Raw genomic sequence first — 20,582 nt, 5'->3', positions numbered from 1 at the left:
CGGATCACCCGTCCGCCGGCGCGCCCTCCGCGATGTCGTCGGAGGTGTCGGGCTGGTAGACGCACACCCACAGCGCCCCGGCACGGACGCTGACCTCGAGCTTCTTCGACGGCTCGATCACGTCGCCGTCGAGCTGGCGTGGCTGCGGCCGGTCGGAGATCACGGAGATCCGTGACCCGCGCAGCACCTCCATGTTGGGGACGCGCTTGCGCCCTCGCAGCACTCCGACGAGGAGCTGGACCCAGTGGCCCAGGTTGCGGGGCGCGAGGATCGCGACGTCCATCTGCCCGTTGTCGGGCACCGCGTCGGGCAGCAGGTTGACGCCCGCCTGGAGCTTGCCGACGTTCCCGACGAGCACGCTGCGTGCACGACGGCGCAGCACCGGCCGGTCGTCGACGCGCACCTCGACCTTCATCTCGTCGTCGGCGAGGTGCTTGAACGCGGAGACGACGTACGCGAGCGCACCAGCCTTGGCCTTGAGCGCCGTCGGCGCGTCCTCCATCATCGCGGCGTCGAGCCCCATGCCCGCCATGACGGCGAACGCCTGCCCGTCGACCTCGCCGATGTCGACGGCGCGGCGCCCGCGGTCGAGCGCGAGGCGGATACCGTCCTCCGGGCTGGGCGGGATACCGAGGTTGGTCGCGAGGAGGTTGCCCGTGCCGCCGGGCAGGACCGCGAGCGCCGCCTCGGTCCCGACGAGCCCTTCGATGCAGGCGCGCACGGTGCCGTCGCCGCCGCTCACGAACACGACCTCGGCGCCGTCCTCGACGGCCTGCCGGGCCTGGCCGGTGCCGGGGTCCTCGGCGGTCGTCTCGAGCCAGGCGGGGGCGGGCCAGCCCGCGTCGGCGAGCTGGGCCTCGATGGTCCGGCGGAGCTCGTCGAGCCCCTCGACCCGGTTCGGGTTGACGATGACCGCGGAACGGAGCGGTGCGTGGTCGAGACGTTGCTGGGCGGCGGGCTCGGGCGTTGCTTCGTGGGACGGGTTCACACCTGAGTATGTCGCGGCGCGCGCCGGCACGCCCGGCAAGCGGACACCTCGGACCTTCCGGGCGTCCTCAGTACCCGAAGACCTGCACCCAGGTGTTGCCCACGCGCCCGATCCCCATCGCGGTGAAGTCGCAGTTGAGGATGTTCGCACGGTGCCCCTCGGACGCCATCCACGCGTCGACCACGGCCTGGGCGGTCTGCTGGCCCGCGGCGATGTTCTCACCGCCGGGTCGCGCGTACCCCTGAGCGGTCACGCGGTCGCCGAACGTCCGCCCGTCGAGGCTCGTGTGGCTGAAGTACCCCTGGTCGACCATGTCCTGCGCGTGCAGCGTCGCGGCGCGGGCGAGCCGGTCGTCGGCCCGCAGCGCCGGGCAGCTCGCGGCCGTGCGCTGAGCGTTGACGAGGCTCAGCACCGCGGCCATGTCCCCGGTGCCCGACGACGGCGCTCCCCCGGTCGAGCCGGCTCCGCCCGTCGAGGTGGTGGGGTCGGCGAGCAGCGCGGCCCGGGTCGCCGCACCGGCCACGCCGTCGGGCTCGAGGCCGCGCGCCGCCTGGAACGTGCGCAGCGCGCGGTCGGTCCCCGCACCGAACTCGCCGTCGGCCAGGACCGTGGCCCCGTGCACCTGCAGCCGCTCCTGGATCGCCTGGACCTCGGGTCCGGTCGCGCCGAGCTGCGGCGGGCCGGTCGGGGCCGGCGCCTCGGGCGCGCCCTCGGTGGTCGGCGCAGGGTCGGGCGCGGGGGTCGTCTCCGGCGGAGCCCCGGCTCCCCCGCCCGGTCGCCCGACCGTCGGCGCCGCAGGGGCCTGCGCAGCGGACTCCGCCTCGGCGAGGACCGCTCCGCGGGGGCCGTCGCTCCGGCTGGCGCGGTCGGCGTCCCGCCCGAGCGCGGCGTCCCAGCGCGCTCCGATCGGTTCGAGGCCCGGCCCCTCGCCGTCGAGCTCCTGGGCGGCCGGGACCGCGAGCAGACCGCCCACGAGGCCGAGCGTGACCACCATGACCTGGGGCAGCGCGCTCGCGCGACGCACCTCGGCGCCGGGGCGCGCGTGCCGGACGGCCTCGGCACGGCGCCGACGCCTGGCCGCGCGCGACGGCGAGGACGCGATCTCCTGGGCGCGGCGGCGGGCGGCGCGAGTCTGCGGAAGGTGGTCGGGCACGGGAGAGTCCGGCAGCACGAATGACCTTCCGTCGAGGGAACGTGGGCTGATCGTCCAGTATGCCCGTTCCGTGAGAGCGAGACCAGGCTGCGCACGCACGAAGGCCCGGCCCCTCCCGGGACCGGGCCTTCCACGCACGAGGCGAGCGACGCCGTCGGGCAGGAGGATCCCCCCGCCCGACAGCACGCACCTCACCGGGCCGTCACTGCTGGACGCGCAGCTCGAGCCCTTCGCCCTCGACCTGCGAGCGGTCGACCACGATCGTGTCGCCGTCCGCGATCTCGCCCGCGAGCAGCTTGCGCGCGAGGCGGTCGCCGATCTCGCGCTGCACCAGGCGGCGCAGCGGGCGTGCTCCGTACGCGGGGTCGAAGCCCTCGAGCGCGAGCCACTCGCGTGCCCCGGCCGTGACCTCGAGCGTCAGGCGACGGTCCGCGAGCCGCTCGCCGAGCCGGTCGACCGCGATGTCCACGATCCGTCCCAGCTCGTCGAGGTCGAGCGGGTCGAAGATCACGACGTCGTCGAGCCGGTTGATGAACTCGGGCTTGAAGCTCGCCCGCACTGCCGACATGACGCCCTCACGCTTGGCCGCGTCGTCGAGCAGCGGGTCCACGAGGAACTGCGAGCCCAGGTTCGACGTCAGCACCAGGATGACGTTGCGGAAGTCGACCGTGCGGCCCTGGCCGTCGGTCAGGCGACCGTCGTCGAGCACCTGGAGCAGGATGTCGAACACCTCGGGGTGCGCCTTCTCGACCTCGTCGAGCAGCACGACCGAGTACGGCCTGCGCCGCACGGCCTCGGTGAGCTGGCCGCCCTCCTCGTAGCCGACGTACCCCGGAGGGGCACCGACCAGGCGCGAGACGCTGTGCTTCTCGCTGTACTCCGACATGTCGATGCGCACCATGGCGCGCTCGTCGTCGAACAGGAAGTCCGCGAGCGCCTTCGCGAGCTCGGTCTTGCCGACGCCCGTGGGGCCGAGGAACAGGAACGAGCCCGTGGGACGGTCGGGGTCGGCGACGCCTGCGCGGGAACGTCGTACGGCGTCCGACACCGCGGCGACCGCGGCCTTCTGCCCGATCAGGCGCCTGCCGATCACGTCCTCCATGTGGAGGAGCTTCTCGGACTCGCCCTGGAGCATGCGGCCCGCGGGGATGCCGGTCCACGCGGACACGACCTCGGCGATCTCGTCCGCACCGACCTTGTCGGCGATCATCGGCGCCTGGGGCGGCGCCGTGGCGGACTCGTCGCTGTCGATCGACGCCTCCTCCTGCTCGGCCGCCTGGAGCTGCTCCTGGAGCTGCGGGATCTCGCCGTACTGGATGCGCCCCGCGGTCTCGAGGTCGCCCTCGCGGATGGCCCGCTCGACCTGGACGCGCAGCTCGTCGAGCTTGGCGCGCAGGTCGCCGACGCGGTTGTGGCCCGCCTTCTCGGCGTCCCAGCGCGCGGTCAGCGCGGACAGCTCCTCGCGGCGGTCGGCCAGGTCGGCACGCAGCTTCTCGAGGCGCTCGCGCGAGGCGGGGTCGTCGGACTCGGAGAGCACGACCTCCTCCATCTCGAGGCGCGTGACGGCGCGCTGGAGCACGTCGATCTCGATGGGCGACGAGTCGAGCTCCATGCGCAGGCGCGACGCGGCCTCGTCGACCAGGTCGATCGCCTTGTCGGGGAGCTTGCGGCCCGTGATGTAGCGGTCCGAGAGCGCGGCGGCAGCCACGAGCGCCGAGTCGGCGATGGTCACCTTGTGGTGCGCCTCGTAGCGCTCCTTGAGCCCGCGCAGGATCGCGACGGTGTCCTCGACCGAGGGCTCGCCCACGAAGACCTGCTGGAAGCGGCGCTCGAGGGCCGGGTCCTTCTCGATGTGCTCGCGGTACTCGTCGAGGGTCGTCGCACCGACCAGGCGCAGCTCGCCGCGGGCGAGCATGGGCTTGAGCATGTTGCCCGCATCCATGGCGCCCTCTCCGCCCGCGCCCGCACCGACCACGGTGTGGAGCTCGTCGATGAAGGTCACGACCTCGCCGTCGGAGGACTTGATCTCCTCCAGGACGGCCTTGAGCCGCTCCTCGAACTCACCGCGGTACTTGGCGCCCGCGACCATGGCCGCGAGGTCGAGCGAGATGAGCTTCTTGCCCTTGAGCGAGTCGGGGACGTCGCCCGCGACGATGCGCTGGGCCAGCCCCTCGACCACGGCCGTCTTGCCGACGCCGGGGTCACCGATCAGGACGGGGTTGTTCTTGGTGCGCCGGGACAGGACCTGCACGACGCGCCGGATCTCCGAGTCGCGCCCGATCACGGGGTCGAGCTTGCCCTCGGCCGCGGCCGCGGTGAGGTCCTGACCGTACTGCTCGAGGGCCTTGTAGGTGCCCTCGGGGTTGGGGCTCGTGACGCGGCCCGAGCCGCGGACCGCGGGCAGGGCCGAGCGCAGCGCGTCGGCGCTCGCCCCGGCGTCCGTGAGGATCTGCGCGGCGGGCGAGGAACCTGCGGCGATGCCGATGAGCAGGTGCTCTGTCGAGACGTACTCGTCCCCCATGCCCTGGGCCTCCTTCGAGGCCAGGTCGAGGGCGGTCGACGTCGCGCGCGACGCCGTCGGCTGCGCGACTGCCGATCCGCTCGCGGTGGGCAGAGAGACGAGCGCCGCGCGCACCTTCTGGCCGATGGCCTGGGCGTTCGCGCCCACGGCGTCGAGGAGCCCGACGGCGACGCCCCCCTCCTGCGTGAGCAGTGCGGCGAGGAGGTGGACGGGTTCGAGCTGGGGGTTGCCAGCGGCCGAGGCGGTCTGGATGGCCTCGCCGATGGCCTGCTGGGACATGGTGGTGAACTTGGTGTCCATGGGGTCTCCGGTACTTCTGGGGTCTGGGTCTACCTGGATCAACGCGACCAAACTTGAGCGTATTCCACTCAAGTCTGTCCGTCATGTCGGCAACTGCGTCGGACGGCTGCCGTACCAGCCGGTGGTTCCCCTTTTCTCGTCCCGCGATCCACGGGATGCTGGGGGCGTGACTACACGACGGCTCGAACCTTCCGCCACCCTCGCACCGGACCGCGGCGACCGCACGACGGCGCCGGCCCACCCGGGAGAGCAGCTCTCCTCCGACCTCCCCGCCGGGGGTGCCCTGTGAACCTCGCACTCGTCGCGATCGTGGTGATCGTGCTCCTCGGGCTCGTCGTCATCGGGCTCGTCACCTGGCTGCTCCTGCGCCCCCGCAAGGCACCGGTCGCCCAGCCGTACGGGCACGGCGCCCCCGTCGAGGGGTACCCGGCACAGCCTCCGTACCCCGGGCAGCCGGCGTACCCGGGGCAGCCCGGTCAGCCCTTCGGCGCTCCGGACCCGGCGGCCTCCGCCCCGGGCGCCGAACCGGTCCCGGCGCACTACCCGGCGCAGTCTCCGCACACGGTCGGGGCCGGGGTCCAGGCCGTCCCGGTCGACCAGTACGCACCGCAGCAGACCCCGCCGGCCCCGCCCGGACCGCCTGCGCCGGCCGCCGGGCAGCAGTTCGCGCCGCCGCACGCGCCGGCCCCGCAGGTTCCCGACGCGCCCGCCTCCGCGGTCCCGCCGGCCGCACCGGTCGCACCGGTCGCACAGCCGGAGGCGCCGGCACAGTACGCGCCGCCGCCCGCCCACCCGCAGCCCGCGCAGACCTGGACGGCCGAGGTCACCGAGCCCTGGACCGAGCAGGCCGACGACTCCGAGCTCGACGAGACCACGCGCCTGCGCGAGGACCTGCGCCCGGCACCGCCCGCGGCGCCTGCTGCTCCTCCGGCTCCGCCCGCGAGCCCCGCACCACCCGCCTGATCCGCGGCTCCCGTCCGGCGAGCAGGGTGGGAAGCTCCCGCTCGCGAGGCGGGAGCGACCGCGCGAACCCGGTCGTACCGACCGAGGGCAGCCCCCGGAAGGGGCTGTCAGGACGAGCGAGGCACGCCTCCTCGCTCGTCCTGACAGGGCACCCCGCAAGGGGCACAATGGCGGCACCGCGATACCGCCCGAGTACGCGGGCGAAGGGCTGCACCATGACGAACGGCTGGCACCAGGACGTCCTCGGCCCCGAGTGGGTCGCCCGCACGCTCGACCTCCCCGACGGCGACACCGCGACGCTCGTCCGCAAAGCGACGCCTCCCGCGGGAGGTGAGCGCCGCCGTCGGGCCGTGCTGTACGTCCACGGGTTCGTCGACTACTTCTTCCAGGACCACCTCGGGGACGCTTTCGAGGACCACGGCTACGCGTTCTACGCGATCGACCTGCGGGGCTACGGCCGCTCGCTCGCGCACTGGACCGAGGCGGGCAAGGACCCCAACATGGTCGACGACCTGAGCGTCTACGCCCAGGACCTCGACGCCGCGGCCGCCACGATCCGTGCCGAGGGCCACGACGAGCTCGTCGTCGTGGGGCACTCGACGGGCGGTCTCGTCACGAGCCTGTGGGCCAACGCACGACCGGGCAGGATCGCCGCGCTCGTCCTCAACAGCCCGTGGTTCGACCTCAACTCGAGCTGGTTCGACCGCGTGGTCTCCACCCGGGTGATCGACGTCGTCGGGCGCTTCGCCCCTCGCCTGAAGGTCGGGTCGCTCGACGACGCCTATGGGCAGGCGCTGCACGCCGGAACCGGAGGCGAGTGGGACTACGAGCTGGGCTGGAAGCCCCACGAGGGCTTCCCCGTCCGCGCCGGCTGGCTGCGCGAGATCCGTCGCGGGCACGCGCAGATCGCTCGTGGGCTGCGCATCGGGTGCCCCGTGCTCGTCCTGACCTCGACACGGTCCGGCCCGAACAAGGGCTGGCACCCCGAGGTCATCACCACGGACAGCGTCCTGGACGTCCAGCACATCAAGGACCGCGCCCCCGGGCTCGGCGACGACGTGACGCTCGTGGAGATCGAGGGCGGCGCGCACGACCTGGTCCTGTCCCCCGAGCCGGCGCGCAGCGCGTTCCTCGACGAGGTGTTCGGCTGGCTCGACGAGCGGCTGCCCGGTTGACGAGGCGCGCCGCGCGCTACCCGCGCTATCCCGGCTCGTCCGACGGCACGAGCGAACGCTCGCTCGCCGGGGACACCGAGATCACGGCCCCCGCGATCACGGGCGCAGCGGTCGCCCGACGCTCGAGCGCGTCGATGCGCTCGGCGACCACGTGCTCGTCGTCGTCCCCCACGAGGTCGACGCTCGCGACCAGGTAGAGCGAGCGCGGACCCACGTACTCGAGACGCAGGTAGGTCACCCGGTCGACCTCGGGGTCGGCCAGCAGCTCGCGCAGCGCGGCGTCGCGCGTCGCGGCCCCCGCGGGCTCGCCCACGAGGAAGCGCCGGTTGCGGTCGATCAGGATCCACGAGATGACCCCGAGGATCAGGCCGACCACGATCGAGCCGATCGCGTCCGGGACGGGCGACCCCGTGACCTGGTGGAGGAAGATGCCCACGAACGCGACCACGAGTCCCATGAGGGCCGCGGCGTCCTCCGCGAACACGGCCCGCAGCGTCGGGTCGGACGTGACCAGGACGTGCTGGAGCAGGTCTCGCTCGGCCGCCTTCGCCTCCTTGCGCGCCTGTCGGTTCGCCTGCAGGAACGAGACCCCCTCGAGCACGAACGCCACACCGAGCACCGCGTACGCGATCCCGAAGTCGTCGGCAGGCTCAGGGTGCACGAGCTCCTGGATGCCGTGCGTGATCGAGACCCCCGCGCCCACGGCGAACAGCCCGAGCGCCGCGAACATGGACCACACGTACGCCTCGCGCCCGAACCCCAGCGGGTGGTCGTGGTCCGCGGGCTTGCGCGACCGCTTGTTCGCGAGCAGGAGGAACACCTCGTTGCCCGTGTCGGCCCAGGAATGCACGGCCTCCGCGACCATCGAGGCCGAGCCCGTGATCACCGCGGCGCCCGACTTGGCGACCGCGATGAGCAGGTTCGCGCCGAACGCGACGATCACCGTGAGCGCGCTCTCGGCGTGCTCCTCGGTCTTGACGACCCGGGGGCTGTCGGCGACGGGGGTGGTCGAGGGCGGCTGGGACGACGAGGTCATGTAGCGGGTCTATCACCGGACCCCGCGAGGCGCGCGGGGACAGGTCACCCTCGGCGCGCGTCCCCGTCACCCCCGGCGGGTGTCCCCGTCACCCTCGGCGTCGGTCGCGGCCTGCGCCGCGTCCCGGTCGGCCTCGACCTTCTCCCGGTCTGCGGCCTCCTGGTCGGCCGTGAGGTCGTCGAGCACCAGCAGGTCCGGACGCACCTTCCCGGTCCGGTAGCCCGCGCGCCCGACCATGTGCGCCGCGACGGGCGACGTCATGAGCTGGAAGATCACGACGAGCACGAGCATGCCCACGGCGGACCAGCTGCGGATCCGCAGCGCGAGCGCGATGAGCACGAGGATCAGGCCCAGCACCTGCGGCTTGGTCGCGGCGTGCATGCGCGCGAGCAGGTCCGGGAACCGCACGACGCCCACGCCCGCGGCGAACGCGAGGAACGCCCCGCACAGCAGGAAGACCCCGGCCAGGACGTCGGCCACCACGGTCCAGCTCATGAGCGTGCCTCCTCGGGTCCGGTCGTGCCGTCGACCTCGGGGGCGGCGGCGGGCTCTGCCTCCGCGAGATCGTCGGGCTCGTGCTCCGCGCCGTGCTCGGGGTCGGCAGCCATGTCGCGTTCGTCGTCCTCGGCCGCGAGCCGCTCGGCCTCCTCGGCCGCGATCTCCTCGCGGGTCTTGATGCGCCGCTCGCCCTCGGGCTCGACCGACGCGAAGCGCGCGATGGTCACGGACCCGACGAAGCCCACGAGCGAGAGCACGACGAGGATCGGGATGGTCTCGGTGCGCCGCGACCAGGCGGCCTCGAGCGCGATGGTGCCGACGAGCGTGGTCGTGAAGACGTCGAGCGCGATGGTGCGGTCGAGCATCGACGGCCCCTTCTCGGCACGCACGACGGCGAGCGTCGCGGCCGAGGCGAGGAGCACGGCGCAGATCAGGACGACGACGATCATCGCTTCCCCTCCCGTCGGTCGGTACGCCGATCGGTCCGGCGCGCAGCGTCGTCCGCCCCGCGCGTGCCCGACGGCGACGCTCCAGCGGGCACGGACGGCTCACCCGGGTGGTGGTACAGCCCGGCGGCCTTGAGCTCCTCGTTGGACGCGAACGCGCGGAGCACACGCGCCTCGAGGTCGAGCGTGTCCTGGCGGACCTTGTCGGCACCGCCCGCGGCGTCGAGGTCGAGCACGTGCAGGTAGAGCATGCCCGTGAGCCGGTGCGCCTCGATGACGAGCGACCCGGGCACGAGCGAGCTGAGCTCGGCCGTGATGGTCATGTAGATGTCCGAGGGGTTGCGGAGCCTGACCCCGACCACGGCCCCGTGCGGGGTGTGGTGGAAGCGGAAGGCCTGCATGCTGACCTGGAACGAGGCGACCACGAGGTCGGCGACGAACCGGGAGACCAGCACGAGCAGGGGCCAAGGACGGACCGTCCCGCTCGTCGCGATCGACGGCAGCGGCATGAAGGTGATGAGCAGGCTCGCGATGATCACGCCCGCGATGACGTTGCCCCACGAGAGGTCGCCCCAGAGCATGACCCACACGACCGTCAGCCAGGCCACGGTCCGCCACTGCGCGGTGAGCCGGCCGAACCAGCCGCCCGCGAGCGGTCCTCTCCGACGGTGCAGGCTCATGAGTCCTCACCTCCCTGCTGCTCTTCCTCGACGAGGTCGCTCGACACTCCCTGCCCACGCCCCGAGTCGTCGGGGAACACCGCGTCGACGTACGTCGAGGGCTGCATGAGATTCCCTGCGGCGCGCTCGGCGTACGAGTAGAGCGGGCCCGCGGCGAACGTGAGGGCCAGACCGAACGCGACGAGCGCCGTCGTGGGCCCGACCATGCCTCGCGGGGTGCCCGTCGACGGGAGCTCGACCGGTGCCGTCTGCCAGAACGCCTTGTTCCACGCCTTGACGATCGCGTAGAGCGTCAGGAGCGAGGTCACGACGCTGCCCACGACGAGCGCCCACGTGAGCGGCGTGCCCTGGGCGACGCCCTCCTGGAGGAGGCCGACCTTGCCGAGGAACCCGGACAGCGGCGGGATGCCCGCGAGGTTCATCGCGGGGACGAAGAACAGGATCGCGAGCCCCGGCGCGATCCTCGCGAGGCCGCCCAGCTTGTCGAGCGACGTGGATCCGCCCCGCCGCTCGATGAGCCCGACGACGAGGAACAGCGTCGTCTGGACGGTGATGTGGTGCACGACGTAGAAGATCGACGCCGCCATCCCGGCCTCGGACGCCATCGCGATGCCGAAGATCATGTAGCCGATGTGGCTGACCAGGGTGAACGACAGCAGACGTTTGATGTCGTTCTGCGCCACGGCGCCCAGGATCCCGATCACCATGGTCAGCAGCGCGAGCCACATGAGCACGGTGTCGAGGCGGTTGTCGGGGAACAGGAGCGTCTGGGTGCGGATGATCGCGTAGACGCCGACCTTGGTGAGCAGCCCCGCGAACACCGCCGTGACCGGGGCGGGCGCCGTCGGGTACGAGTCGGGGAGCCAGGCCGAGAGCGGGAAGATCGCCGCCTTGATCCCGAACGCGAGCAGCAGCAGGAGCTGCAGCGTCATGCGGACCCCAGGGTCCACGTCCGGGAGCCTCTCGGCGAGCTGGGCCAGGTTGACCGTGCCCGTCGCGGCATAGGTCAGCGCGATAGCGACGAGGAAGATGACCGACGAGAGGAGCGCGACGACCACGTAGATGGACCCGGCGCGGATGCGCTCACCCGTCCCGCCGAGCGTCAGCAGGACGTAGGACGCGGCGAGCAGGATCTCGAAGCCCACGTACAGGTTGAACAGGTCGCCCGAGAGGAACGCGTTGGCGACGCCCGCGGCCAGGACCAGGTAGGTCGGGTGGTAGATCGAGACGGGGGCCTTGTCGTGCCCGTCGGCCACGCCCTGCCCCAGCGAGTAGAGCAGGACGCACAGCAGCACGAAGCTCGAGACCGTGAGCATGAGCGCAGAGAGCCGGTCCGCGACCAGGTCGATGCCGACGGGCGCGGCCCACTCCCCGACGTCGACCACGATGGGGCCGCTGTCGGCGCCGATGAGCAGCCCGATCGACGCGGCCAGGACCAGCGTCAGCGCGGCGACCGAGATGATGTGCTGGGCGCGCGGGTGACGCCACAGCGCGAGCGCGAGGCCCGCCGCGAAGAGCGGCAGGACGACGGGCAGCGGGACGAGGGTCGCGAAGCTGTAGGGGAAGGTCATCGGCCCTCACCTCCTCCGGTGCCCGGTCGGCCCTGTCTGCGTGCCGCCTTGTCCGGCCCAGGACGGTTCCCGTCGCGCGCGTCGGTCTCCCCGTCCCCGTCGCCGTCGGTCTCGTCGTAGACCTCGGCGGCCTCGTCGTCCAGGGTGGCTCCGCTCTCCTCGGTGTCGCTGTCCTCGAACGCCGGGGCGTTGCGCGCGGCGTGGCGCGCGACGCGGCGGTCCTCGAGGTCGTCCTGCACCTCGTCGTGGCCGTGCAGCTGCCACGACCGGTAGGCCATGGCGAGCACGAAGGCCGTGAGGCCCAGGGTGATGACGATCGCGGTCAGGACCATGGCCTGGACGAGCGGGTCGCTCATCTGGGCCGGCTCGGTCTTCCCGATGATCGGTGCGCCCCCGGCCCGCCCTCCGGCGACGAGGAACATGAGGTTCGCGCCGTTGCCGATGAGGATGAAGCCGATGAGCACGCGCGTCAGGCTGCGCTCGAGGAGCAGGTAGACACCCGTGGCGAACAGGACGCCGATCGCCAGGACCAGGACGAGGCTCGGGGTCATGTCGATGCTGTCGGTGGTCCGCGCGACCTCTGCGGGGTCGATGTCGGCTGCCGGCAGCAGGAGCGGCGCGAGCAGGTGGTTCGTCGGGTTCATCGTCGCCCCCCTCCGATCTGGTCCGGTTCCATCGCTTCCATGGGGCCCGCGTCCTCCCGGGCCGCGGCCTCGCCGTGCCGGTCGATCTCGGCACCGAGCGTGCGCAGGATGTCGAGGACCAGGCCGACGACCACGAGGAACACCCCGATGTCGAAGAACAGCGACGTGACCAGGTGGATCGTCCCGACGAGCGGGAGGGTCAGGTCGATCGCGACGCTCTGCAGCACGCTCCCGCCCATGATCAGGCCGATCAACCCGACCCCGACGGACAGGAACAGCCCCGTGCCCAGCAGCAGACCGGGGTGGACCGGAGCGGCCTCGCCGAGCTCGTAGCGTCCGCCCGCAAGGTAGCGAACGATCAGCGCGATCCCGACCACGAGCCCGGCCGCGAAGCCGCCACCGGGGGCGTTGTGCCCCGAGAAGAGCAGGAAGATCGCGAACACGATCATCGAGTGGAAGAGCACGCGCGTGACGACCTCGAAGATGACCGAGCGTCGCTGCGGGGCGAGCGTGCGCCCCGCGCTCAGCCACACGAGCATGCGCGGCTGCTTGCCCTGCGCGGTCGCCTCGTCGACGCCTCGGCGGCGCAGCGCGGCGCCCGGGTCCTCCTCGTTGGCCCAGATCCCGGGGGTCGCGGCGCCCGACGACGTCGCGTTGCGCTCGCGCAGGATCTCGCCGCTGCGGGTCCGCAGGAAGACCAGGGACGCGACACCGGTCGCCGCGACGAGCAGCACCGAGATCTCGCCCATGGTGTCCCAGGCGCGGATGTCCACGAGGGTCACGTTGACGATGTTCTTGCCGTACCCGTGGATGAACGCCTCGGCCGGGAAGTCGAGCGAGATGGGGCTGGCCACGCGGGCGAGCGGGACCGTGAGGGCGAAGCCCATCATGACCACGCCCACCGCGACGCCCAGGACGAGCCGCACCCAGCGCGACGTCGCGAGCGGCCGGTTGGAGAAGTACGGAGGGAGCCTGCGGAGCACCAGGACCATGACCACGAGGGTGATGGTCTCGACGAGGACCTGCGTGAGCGCGAGGTCCGGGGCGCCGTGCAGCAGGAACAGCATGGCGTTGCCGTAGCCCGCGATGCCCACGAGGATCACGGCCTTGAGGCGACGGCGTGAGCGGGCCGCGAGGACGGACGCGACGCAGATGGCCGCGACCGCGGCGATCTGCGCTGGGCGGTCCCACGCCTTGACCTGCTCGGGCCACTGCCCGCCGATGAACATCAGGAGGCCGGGCCCGACGACGAGCACGACGAGGATCGCGCCGAGGTAGAACGGCAGCGAACCACGCTGCGTGACCGCGGTGACGTCGGCGGCGACGTCGTCGAGGCGGCGCATGATCCGGCGGTAGGTGCGGTCGGCCTCCGGGCCGGTCCAGAGCGAGGCCTGGAACCGCTCGACGGCCTTGCGCTGCCAGAACAGCAGCGCGCCGACGGCGAGGATCAGGACCGTGAGCCCCAGGGCCGGCGTGAACCCGGCCCAGAGCGTCAGGTGCCCGGGCTCGCCGGTCGGGTAGGTGTCGGCGTAGGGCGCGAGCAGGTTCTCGCCGAAGTGCGGGACGAGCGCGGCCGCGAGGCCGAGCAGCGCCAGGACGAGCGCAGGCCACACGAGGAGCACGGGCTGGCGGTGGATGCGGGCCGGGTCGATCGGTGCCTCGTCGGGCAGCGGGAGCCCCGCGCCGCGCTGGGCGACGAGCTGCTTGCCGGTCGCGTTGAGGCGGACGTGCTCGTTGGCCCGGGCCACGGCCGCCGCGACGTGCTTCTTGGTCGCGAACGCGCCCCAGAAGAAGCGGGCGCCGTAGGCGACCGTGAACATCGAGCCCACGACGACGCCGATCAGCACCACGGCGTCGACCCAGGTGGGTCCCTCGCCGTGCAGGAGCGCCTCGAGCGCGGCCTCCTTGGCGACGTAGCCCGCGAGCGGGGGCAGGCCGATCATGGACGCGGTCGCGAGGCCGCCCGCGAGCGCGGTCAGCGGCAGCGCGCGCCCGACGCCCGTCAGCCGGCGCAGGTCGCGGGTGCCCGTCGCGGCGTCGACCACGCCGACCACGAGGAAGAGCGAGGCCTTGAACATGGCGTGCGCGCCGATCATCGCCAGGCCCGCGAGAGCGGCGGACCGCGTCCCGAGCCCGACGAGCAGGACGATCAGGCCGAGCTGGCTCACGGTGCCGAACGCCAGGACGAGCTTGAGGTCGTGCTGGCGCAGCGCGCGGTAGCCGCCCACGAGCAGCGTGCCCACACCCAGGACGATGACGATCGTGCGCCAGACCGTGGTGTCGGAGTAGGCGGGGGCGAACCGCGCCACGAGGTAGACGCCAGCCTTGACCATGGCCGCGGCGTGCAGGTAGGCGCTGACCGGGGTGGGAGCGGCCATGGCTGCGGGGAGCCAGAAGTGCAGCGGGATGAGCGCGGCCTTGCTCGCCGCCCCGGCCAGCAGGCACACGGTCGCGGCAGTCACGGCCCCGCCCGTCGGAGGGTCCGCGATGATCTCCGAGAGGCGGAAGGTGCCGCCCTGGACCCCCAGGATCACGACACCCACGAGCATCGCCAGACCGCCTGCGGTCGTGACGATGATGGCCTGCATCGCGGCACGCCGGCTAGCCTTGCGGTCGGCGTAGTGGCCGATCAGCAGGTAGGAGAAGACGGTCGTGAGCTCCCAGAAGATGAACAGGAGCAGCATGTCGTCGGCCGTGACCAGGCCGACCATGGCCCCCGCGAACGCCGTGAGCACGGCGCCGAAGCGCCCGAGGCCGGACGCGGTGGGAGAGAAGTAGGCCGAGCAGTAGACGAGGACCAGGGCCCCGACGCCGCCGACGAGCAGCAGCATGAGCCAGGACAGGGTGTCCATGCGGAAGGCGAGCTCGAGCCCCAGCCCGGGCACCCACTGGGTGACCTCGGTGGGGTGCACGCCGTCCATGACGCGTGTGGTCCAGCTGAGGGCGTAGACAGCGGCGGAGGCGGGCGCGAGAGCCATCACCAAGAACGCCTTGCGGCCCAGCACCGACACGAGTGCGGGCGCGCCGAGTGCCATTGCCAGATGCGCAACGAGCAGATAGAGCACGTCCGCTCCGTCCTGGTCGGGGGCGGGTGGGCGAGAACGTGGACCAGGGGCTGCCGTCAGGACCGACCAGGACGACGCGACAGCGCGCATGCAGAGGACGGCCCGGAGACACACCGGGTCCGGTAGGTATTTTACCGTTCAACGAGGCCCTGGTGACCACTCGGCGCCCCGAGGATCGGTGGGTGATGTCACAGGTTCAGCGGGAACACACGAGCGGACCACGACGCGGCGAGCCGACGGCGCCTCCGGAGGGCGTCAGCGGACGGCCGCCCGCCACGCCTCGATCCCCCCGAGGGTCCCGTCGGCGATGCGTCGCACCAGCACGTCGGCGTACGCGAGCTCGGCGCGCAGGATCGCGAGCTCGTACCGCGAGCCCGCGACCGCGAGCTCGGACGTCTCGCCTCGCGCCCCGTCGGTGTGCTCCAGGTCCTCCAGGTCGTCCTCGATCCGGCGGACCTTGACCCGCAGCGCGACGAGACGGGTGCGCAGGAGGTCCGCGACGTCGTCGGGCGCCAGCAGCGGGAGGAAGCTGAGCGCCGCCATGAACTGCGGGTACTCCTTGACGGGCGCGCCCAGCAGGGCGCGCATCCAGTCGTCGACCTCGGTCCGCCCCGCCCCGGTCAACCGGTAGACGGTGCGCTGCGGGCGGTTCCCGTCCTGCTCGGTGCCCGCGGGCTCGATGAGCCCGTCGCGCACGAGCGCCGTGATGACCGAGTAGAGCGAGCCGTAGTTGAGCCGCACGGACTCGTCCTTGCGGCGGTCCTTGAGCGTGCGGGCGATCTCGTACGGGTGCATGGGCCGCTCCGCGAGCTGCGCGAGGACCGCGAGCGCCAGGGCGTTCGCGCGGCGCCGTATTGTGGCGGCGTCGCCGGACGCTGCGTCGTCAACCATGTCCGCCTCGCCCGTTCTCGCCCGTCTTCGACTACTCGGCACAGAGTATTCGCGGGCCTCTGGGAGCGCAACCACGCTCCGGCCTCCCGAGGCCGGGTGCGGGCCGCCGGCCGGCCCGCACCCGTCGCTCAGATGTCCTGCGGGTCCACGAGGAAGTCGGCCTCGTCGGCGATCTCGCCACCGACCGCGGCGTAGAGCGCCCGCGTCACGGTCGCGATGAGCTCGGCCGCACGCTTGCGCGCGATCTTCAGCTCGAACGACGGCGACTCCATCTGTGCCTCGACCAGGTCGCGCGGCTCCCAGCGCAACCGGTAGGCGACAGCGCCCTGCGAGGCCCACGGGAGGTTGCGCAGCAGGAGCGGGAGCTGCTCCTCGCCGCCGATCTCCACGGCCACCAGGCCGTCGACCCCCATGTCGAGGATCAGGCCGTAGCCGTCGAGCACCTTGCCGCTCGTCAGTGCGGCGATGTCGATGTCGTCGGCCTGGGCGTGCAGCGCGCGCCGCAGCTCGGGGTCCATCTTCTCGCCCCGGTACAGCGGCAGCTCGCCGATGCCCTGGGGCGGGCCACCGTACGAGCGCCCCTCGGTCGCGAGCACCACGCGCGGGTGGACGGTCGAGACGACCGACAGCGCGGCCTCCGGGTCGAGCCACACGTCCGAGAACACCGACATGTCGACCGCGACGCCCGGGTCCGGGGTGAGCACGACCGCGGGCGCGGCCGGGTTGCCCGCGTCCACCCGGATGGAGCCACCCAGGCGGCGCGCGACCTCGACGAGCCACGCGATGACGCGCTCCTCCTCGCGCGTGGGCAGGCCCGCGGGGAAAGCTCGCCCGACGCCGTCACGGTCCCCACCACCGGGGAACGGGACGTCGCCGCGCTCGCGCGGGCACACGACGTCGTACACCTGCGCCGTGCCGGGCGGCAGGCCCGGGTTGGCGCCGTCCGCCGACCACGGCGAGTACGGTCCCGTGAGCGTCGAGTGGCGCGAGGTGCGCAGGACCCCGGGTTCGCCCGGTTTGGCCGTGCGGGGCGCCGGGGTCAGGGGATCCGTGCCCGACGGCGCCACGTCCCACCGCGCCCCGGCGAACCTGGACACGGCGAGGGTCTCGACCTCGTCGATCTCGACGTCCCCCGGCAGCGCGAGCAGGTGCCGCGCCTGGTGGCCCTGCGCCGACGACGCAGGGAACGGTTGGAGGGTCGAGCTGGGCGCCTGGGACACGGTGGTGTCAGCCTCTCTGCGGTGAGAACGTCCGATCTGGCGGGCTCGGGTGAGCCGGCTGGGGATCACACGTCGGTGCGGTGGAAGTTCTGCCAGGAGCGCGAGGCCGTCGGGCCCCGCTGACCCTGGTACCGAGAACCATAGATCGACGAGCCGTACGGGTGCTCCGACGCCGACGACAGCCGGAAGAAGCACAGCTGGCCGATCTTCATCCCGGGCCACAGCGTGATGGGGAGCGTCGCGACGTTGCTCAGCTCGAGCGTCACGTGGCCGCTGAACCCGGGGTCGATGAAGCCGGCGGTCGAGTGGGTGAGGAGCCCGAGGCGCCCCAGGGAGGACTTGCCCTCGAGGCGGGCTGCGACGTCGTCGGGAAGGGAGACCTGCTCGTAGGTGGCGCCCAGGACGAACTCGCCCGGGTGCAGGATGAACGGCTCGCCCGGCTCGACCTCGACGAGGCGCGTCAGGTCCGGCTGGTCCGTCGACGGGTCGATGAACGGGTACTTGTGGTTGTCGAACAACCGGAAGAACTTGTCCAGGCGCACGTCGATGCTCGACGGCTGGAGCATCGCGGGGTCGTAGGGGTCGAGGCGGACCCGCTGGGCGTCGATCTCGGCAGTGATGTCGCGGTCGGAGAGGAGCACGGGGCAACGGTACTCCGCGCCGGGTCACCGCCGGGAGGCGGTCCGGGGAGGCCTGCGGGAGCACGGCCTCGGCCTCGGCGGCCCCCGCGAGCCGGGCGTGAGCCGGTGTCCCGAGGCGCCGGTCCCGAGGTAGGTGGGTCAGGTGGGCTCGGCCACCCTGCCTGACCTGCCTCGGGTCCGACTCGCGCGGAGCCGGTTGCGTCAGCTGCGCAGCGGGCGACCCGTCGAGTCGACCGCGTACTGCCCCGTCTTGGACGTCAGGTAGAGGATGCCCTCGACGAGCCCCCAGATGGCGACGGCCCAGCTGAGCATCCCCAGCGACAGCACCGAGATGAGCAGCATGGTCACGCCGATCCCGGTGTACCCCAGGTAGAACCGGTGGATCCCGAGGCTGCCCAGGAAGATGCCGAGCAGACCCGCCGCGAGCCGCGACTTGGCGTTCGGGTCCTCGTAGTAGCCGGTCTGCTGGGCACCGTACGCGCCGTAGGGCTGCTGGTAGCCCGGCTGGCCCTGCTGGCCGTACGGGTCTGCCGGAGCGGCGTACCCGTAGCCGGGCTGCTGGCCGTACGGGTCCGCGGGGGCACCGTAGCCGGGCTGGGCCTGCTGGCCGTAGGGGTCTGCCGGAGCGGCGTACCCGTAGCCGGGCTGCTCGCCGTAGCCGCCCTGCTGGCCCGCAGACGGGTCGACCGGCGGGTAGCCCTGCACCCCCGGGGCCGTGGGCGAACCTGCGGGCGTGCCGTAGCCGGGCTGGGCCGGCTGGCCGTACGTGGGCTGCTGCGCCGCGTACGGGTCCGCTCCAGCCGCAGGATCAGTGGGCTGCTGCTGGTACGGGTTCTCGGACAAGGCGCCTCCTCAGGCGTAGTGCAGGCTCGGATGCTGGCATCATGGCCCGTGTTGGGTATGATCGTGGACGCACGCCGGTTCCTGACCGGTTCGCACCGGCCGGAGACGGCCTGCGAGCTGCAGGGTTCCACGTCATGCGGATGTAGTTCAATGGTAGAACTTCAGCTTCCCAAGCTGATAGCGCGGGTTCGATTCCCGTCATCCGCTCCGCTCGAGAGGCCCCGCACCGATACGGTGCGGGGCCTCTCGCGTCCCTGAGGCGTGAGGGTTCGTCAGGCGTCGCGCCGAGCACGCACCACGTAGCTCGCGACGCCGGCGACGACCGCGACCACACCGAGCGCGACCCAGAGCATCGGCGACCCAGGTTCGTCGCCTCCCGCGATCGCCGTGACTGCCCCTCCGGCGGCCCAGATCACACCGATCACGACCAGGCCCAACGAGCTCCAGTATCGACTCACGACAAGTTCTCCTCCCGGTTCTTCGACGCGCGCCCCGCACGCCACTCGGAGCATGCCACGCACGACCCGCGGAATCAGGCATATCACCGCCAACCCGTTCGTATCGTGACATCGTGTCGCATCGTTTCCGCATCTGCGGCACTATGCTCGCTCTCATGCCGCACTATCGGATTCGCGAAGCCGCCGACCTGCTCGGTGTCAGCGACGACACCGTCCGCCGCTGGGTCGACGCCGGCGACCTCGACGTCACCCTCGACGACTCCGGGCGCAAGGTCGTCGACGGCGCGCAGCTCGCGCGCTTCGCGACCCAGAACGCCCAGTCGCCCACGAGCGACCCCTCGGGGGTGGCCCGCTCGGCCCGGAACCGGTTCGTCGGGATCGTGACCCACGTCGTGAGCGACACCGTCATGTCCCAGGTCGAGATGCTGTGCGGCGGGCAGCGCGTCGTGTCGCTCATGAGCACCGAGGCCGTGCGCGAGCTCGGGCTCGAGCCCGGCAGCCTCGCGGTCGCCGTCGTCAAGGCCACCACCGTGATCGTCGAGACGCCAGGAGGCATCGCGTGAACCGCACCACCCCCGCTCCCCGGACCGCGCGGTCGTCCGCCGCACCCCGCCGGCGAGCCACGAGGCGTGCGCTCGCCGTGGCGACCACCGCCCTGCTGGCAGCCGCCCTCGCAGCGTGCGGGACGTCGTCGGGCAGCGAGGCCCCCGCCGTCGGCGCCACCCCGCCGTCGGACGCGGCCGTCGAGGAGCAGACCCTCACGGTGCTCGCCGCCGCGTCGCTGCGCGACGTGTTCGCCGAGCTCGCCGAGGGCTTCGAGACCGAGCACGACGGCGTGAGCGTCGCCCTGTCGTTCGCCGGGTCGGCCGACCTCGCCGACCAGCTCCTCGCCGGCAGTCCCGGCGACGTGTTCGCCTCGGCCGACACCAAGAACATGGACCGCGTCGTCGAGGGCGGGGACGCGGCCGACCCCGTGGTGTTCGCGACCAACACGCTCACGGTCGTCGTCCCCGCCGGGAACCCCGGCGGCGTCACGTCGTTCGCCGACCTGTCGCGCGAGGACCTCAAGGTCGTCGTGTGCGCGGCCGAGGTGCCCTGCGGGTCCGCGACCGCCAAGGTCGAGGCCGCTGCCGGCACCACCGTCCACCGCGTGAGCGAGGAGGCGAGCGTGACCGACGTCCTCGCCAAGGTCACCGCCGGGGAGGCCGACGCCGGGATCGTCTACGTGACCGACGCGACCCTCGCGGGCGACGACGTCGAGGTGATCGACGTGCCCGAGACCAGGACCGTCGTCAACACCTACCCGATCGCCGTGACGTCGGGCGCCGCGGACGCCGCACTGGCACAGGAGTGGCTCGACCTCGTGACCGGACCCGTCGGCCAGGCCGCGCTCGCGAAGGCGGGCTTCGGGGCACCGTGAGGCCAGGACGCGGGGACGGGACCGGGCTCGGGTCGATCCTCGGGCGCGCCCGGGGCCGCCGCCTCGTCC

The 20,582-nt window shown here is 72.6% G+C and carries 19 protein-coding genes and 1 tRNA gene; 5 read left to right on the top strand and 15 right to left on the bottom strand.

Going from position 1 to position 20,582, the window contains the following annotated elements; translation table 11 throughout:
- Window positions 1-4 precede the first annotated feature (4 nt).
- The 3 genes from OERS_RS00745 to clpB form a co-directional block, all read right to left on the bottom strand.
- The gene (locus OERS_RS00745) at window positions 5-988 is read right to left on the bottom strand and encodes a diacylglycerol/lipid kinase family protein (RefSeq protein WP_068623565.1); all 984 of its coding nucleotides are present in this window, start codon (window positions 986-988) and stop codon (window positions 5-7) included.
- A gap of 67 nt (window positions 989-1,055) precedes the next feature.
- Complete coding sequence (locus OERS_RS00740) at window positions 1,056-2,141, bottom strand: CAP domain-containing protein (RefSeq protein WP_139107602.1); 1,086 nt, start codon at window positions 2,139-2,141, stop codon at window positions 1,056-1,058.
- Between the two features lie 202 nt (window positions 2,142-2,343).
- Window positions 2,344-4,962 carry an ATP-dependent chaperone ClpB gene (gene clpB / locus OERS_RS00735; RefSeq protein ID WP_068623562.1) on the bottom strand — a complete coding sequence of 873 codons (2,619 nt, stop codon included), beginning with the start codon at window positions 4,960-4,962 and terminating at the stop codon, window positions 2,344-2,346.
- Between the two features lie 285 nt (window positions 4,963-5,247).
- Here clpB and OERS_RS00730 point away from each other — a divergent pair, with 285 nt between their 5' ends.
- Entirely contained in the window at window positions 5,248-5,925 is a 678-nt protein-coding gene (locus tag OERS_RS00730) for a hypothetical protein (protein ID WP_068623558.1), read from the top strand.
- Window positions 5,926-6,140: 215 nt separating this feature from the next.
- Entirely contained in the window at window positions 6,141-7,100 is a 960-nt protein-coding gene (locus tag OERS_RS00725) for an alpha/beta hydrolase (protein WP_068623556.1), read from the top strand.
- Between the two features lie 25 nt (window positions 7,101-7,125).
- On the opposite strand, the gene OERS_RS00720 is transcribed toward OERS_RS00725, so the two are convergent.
- From OERS_RS00720 to OERS_RS22190, 11 genes are all read right to left on the bottom strand, one after another.
- Complete coding sequence (locus tag OERS_RS00720; protein WP_082849231.1) at window positions 7,126-8,136, bottom strand: cation diffusion facilitator family transporter; 1,011 nt, start codon at window positions 8,134-8,136, stop codon at window positions 7,126-7,128.
- A 66-nt stretch (window positions 8,137-8,202) separates the two neighbouring features.
- The gene (mnhG, locus tag OERS_RS00715) at window positions 8,203-8,631 is read right to left on the bottom strand and encodes a monovalent cation/H(+) antiporter subunit G (RefSeq protein WP_068623554.1); all 429 of its coding nucleotides are present in this window, start codon (window positions 8,629-8,631) and stop codon (window positions 8,203-8,205) included.
- A complete protein-coding gene (locus OERS_RS00710; RefSeq protein WP_082609020.1) occupies window positions 8,628-9,083 on the bottom strand; it encodes a monovalent cation/H+ antiporter complex subunit F in 456 nt (151 codons plus the stop codon). Before OERS_RS00710 ends, mnhG begins: the two co-directional genes overlap by 4 nt.
- The gene (locus OERS_RS00705; RefSeq protein WP_068623552.1) at window positions 9,080-9,760 is read right to left on the bottom strand and encodes a Na+/H+ antiporter subunit E; all 681 of its coding nucleotides are present in this window, start codon (window positions 9,758-9,760) and stop codon (window positions 9,080-9,082) included. The genes OERS_RS00710 and OERS_RS00705 overlap by 4 nt, the downstream gene beginning before the upstream one ends.
- Entirely contained in the window at window positions 9,757-11,331 is a 1,575-nt protein-coding gene (locus OERS_RS00700) for a Na+/H+ antiporter subunit D (RefSeq protein ID WP_068623550.1), read from the bottom strand. The genes OERS_RS00705 and OERS_RS00700 overlap by 4 nt, the downstream gene beginning before the upstream one ends.
- Window positions 11,328-11,882 (bottom strand): Na(+)/H(+) antiporter subunit C, encoded by a 555-nt coding sequence (locus OERS_RS00695; protein ID WP_056653481.1) that lies wholly within the window; start codon window positions 11,880-11,882, stop codon window positions 11,328-11,330. The genes OERS_RS00700 and OERS_RS00695 overlap by 4 nt, the downstream gene beginning before the upstream one ends.
- 89 nt (window positions 11,883-11,971) lie before the next feature.
- Window positions 11,972-15,010, bottom strand: a complete 3,039-nt coding sequence (locus tag OERS_RS00690) for a Na+/H+ antiporter subunit A (RefSeq protein ID WP_248948252.1) — start codon at window positions 15,008-15,010, stop codon at window positions 11,972-11,974.
- 285 nt (window positions 15,011-15,295) lie between these two features.
- Window positions 15,296-15,931: a PadR family transcriptional regulator gene (locus tag OERS_RS00685; RefSeq protein WP_068623546.1), complete on the bottom strand. Its 636-nt coding sequence runs from the start codon at window positions 15,929-15,931 to the stop codon at window positions 15,296-15,298.
- 128 nt (window positions 15,932-16,059) lie between these two features.
- The gene (locus OERS_RS00680) at window positions 16,060-17,151 is read right to left on the bottom strand and encodes a hypothetical protein (protein ID WP_068623544.1); all 1,092 of its coding nucleotides are present in this window, start codon (window positions 17,149-17,151) and stop codon (window positions 16,060-16,062) included.
- Window positions 17,152-17,216: 65 nt separating this feature from the next.
- Window positions 17,217-17,792 carry a dCTP deaminase gene (gene dcd / locus OERS_RS00675; protein WP_056652708.1) on the bottom strand — a complete coding sequence of 192 codons (576 nt, stop codon included), beginning with the start codon at window positions 17,790-17,792 and terminating at the stop codon, window positions 17,217-17,219.
- Window positions 17,793-17,993: 201 nt separating this feature from the next.
- Window positions 17,994-18,635: a TM2 domain-containing protein gene (locus OERS_RS22190; protein ID WP_068623542.1), complete on the bottom strand. Its 642-nt coding sequence runs from the start codon at window positions 18,633-18,635 to the stop codon at window positions 17,994-17,996.
- Window positions 18,636-18,771: 136 nt separating this feature from the next.
- Between OERS_RS22190 and OERS_RS00665 the strand changes: the two genes are divergently transcribed.
- A tRNA-Gly gene (locus OERS_RS00665) sits at window positions 18,772-18,842 on the top strand.
- A gap of 65 nt (window positions 18,843-18,907) precedes the next feature.
- Here OERS_RS00665 and OERS_RS20870 read toward each other — a convergent pair.
- Window positions 18,908-19,093, bottom strand: coding sequence for a hypothetical protein (locus OERS_RS20870; RefSeq protein WP_139107601.1), 186 nt, complete (start codon window positions 19,091-19,093; stop codon window positions 18,908-18,910).
- Window positions 19,094-19,248: 155 nt separating this feature from the next.
- Here OERS_RS20870 and OERS_RS00660 point away from each other — a divergent pair, with 155 nt between their 5' ends.
- Together OERS_RS00660 and modA are read left to right on the top strand one after the other, a co-directional pair.
- Window positions 19,249-19,656, top strand: coding sequence for a TOBE domain-containing protein (locus OERS_RS00660; RefSeq protein ID WP_068623648.1), 408 nt, complete (start codon window positions 19,249-19,251; stop codon window positions 19,654-19,656).
- Window positions 19,653-20,513: a molybdate ABC transporter substrate-binding protein gene (modA, locus tag OERS_RS00655; RefSeq protein ID WP_082849230.1), complete on the top strand. Its 861-nt coding sequence runs from the start codon at window positions 19,653-19,655 to the stop codon at window positions 20,511-20,513. Before OERS_RS00660 ends, modA begins: the two co-directional genes overlap by 4 nt.
- Window positions 20,514-20,582: the final 69 nt, after the last annotated feature.

Source organism: Oerskovia enterophila (assembly GCF_001692445.1).
GTDB lineage: Bacteria > Actinomycetota > Actinomycetes > Actinomycetales > Cellulomonadaceae > Oerskovia > Oerskovia enterophila.
This window is presented reverse-complemented; position numbering and strand designations above follow the sequence as displayed.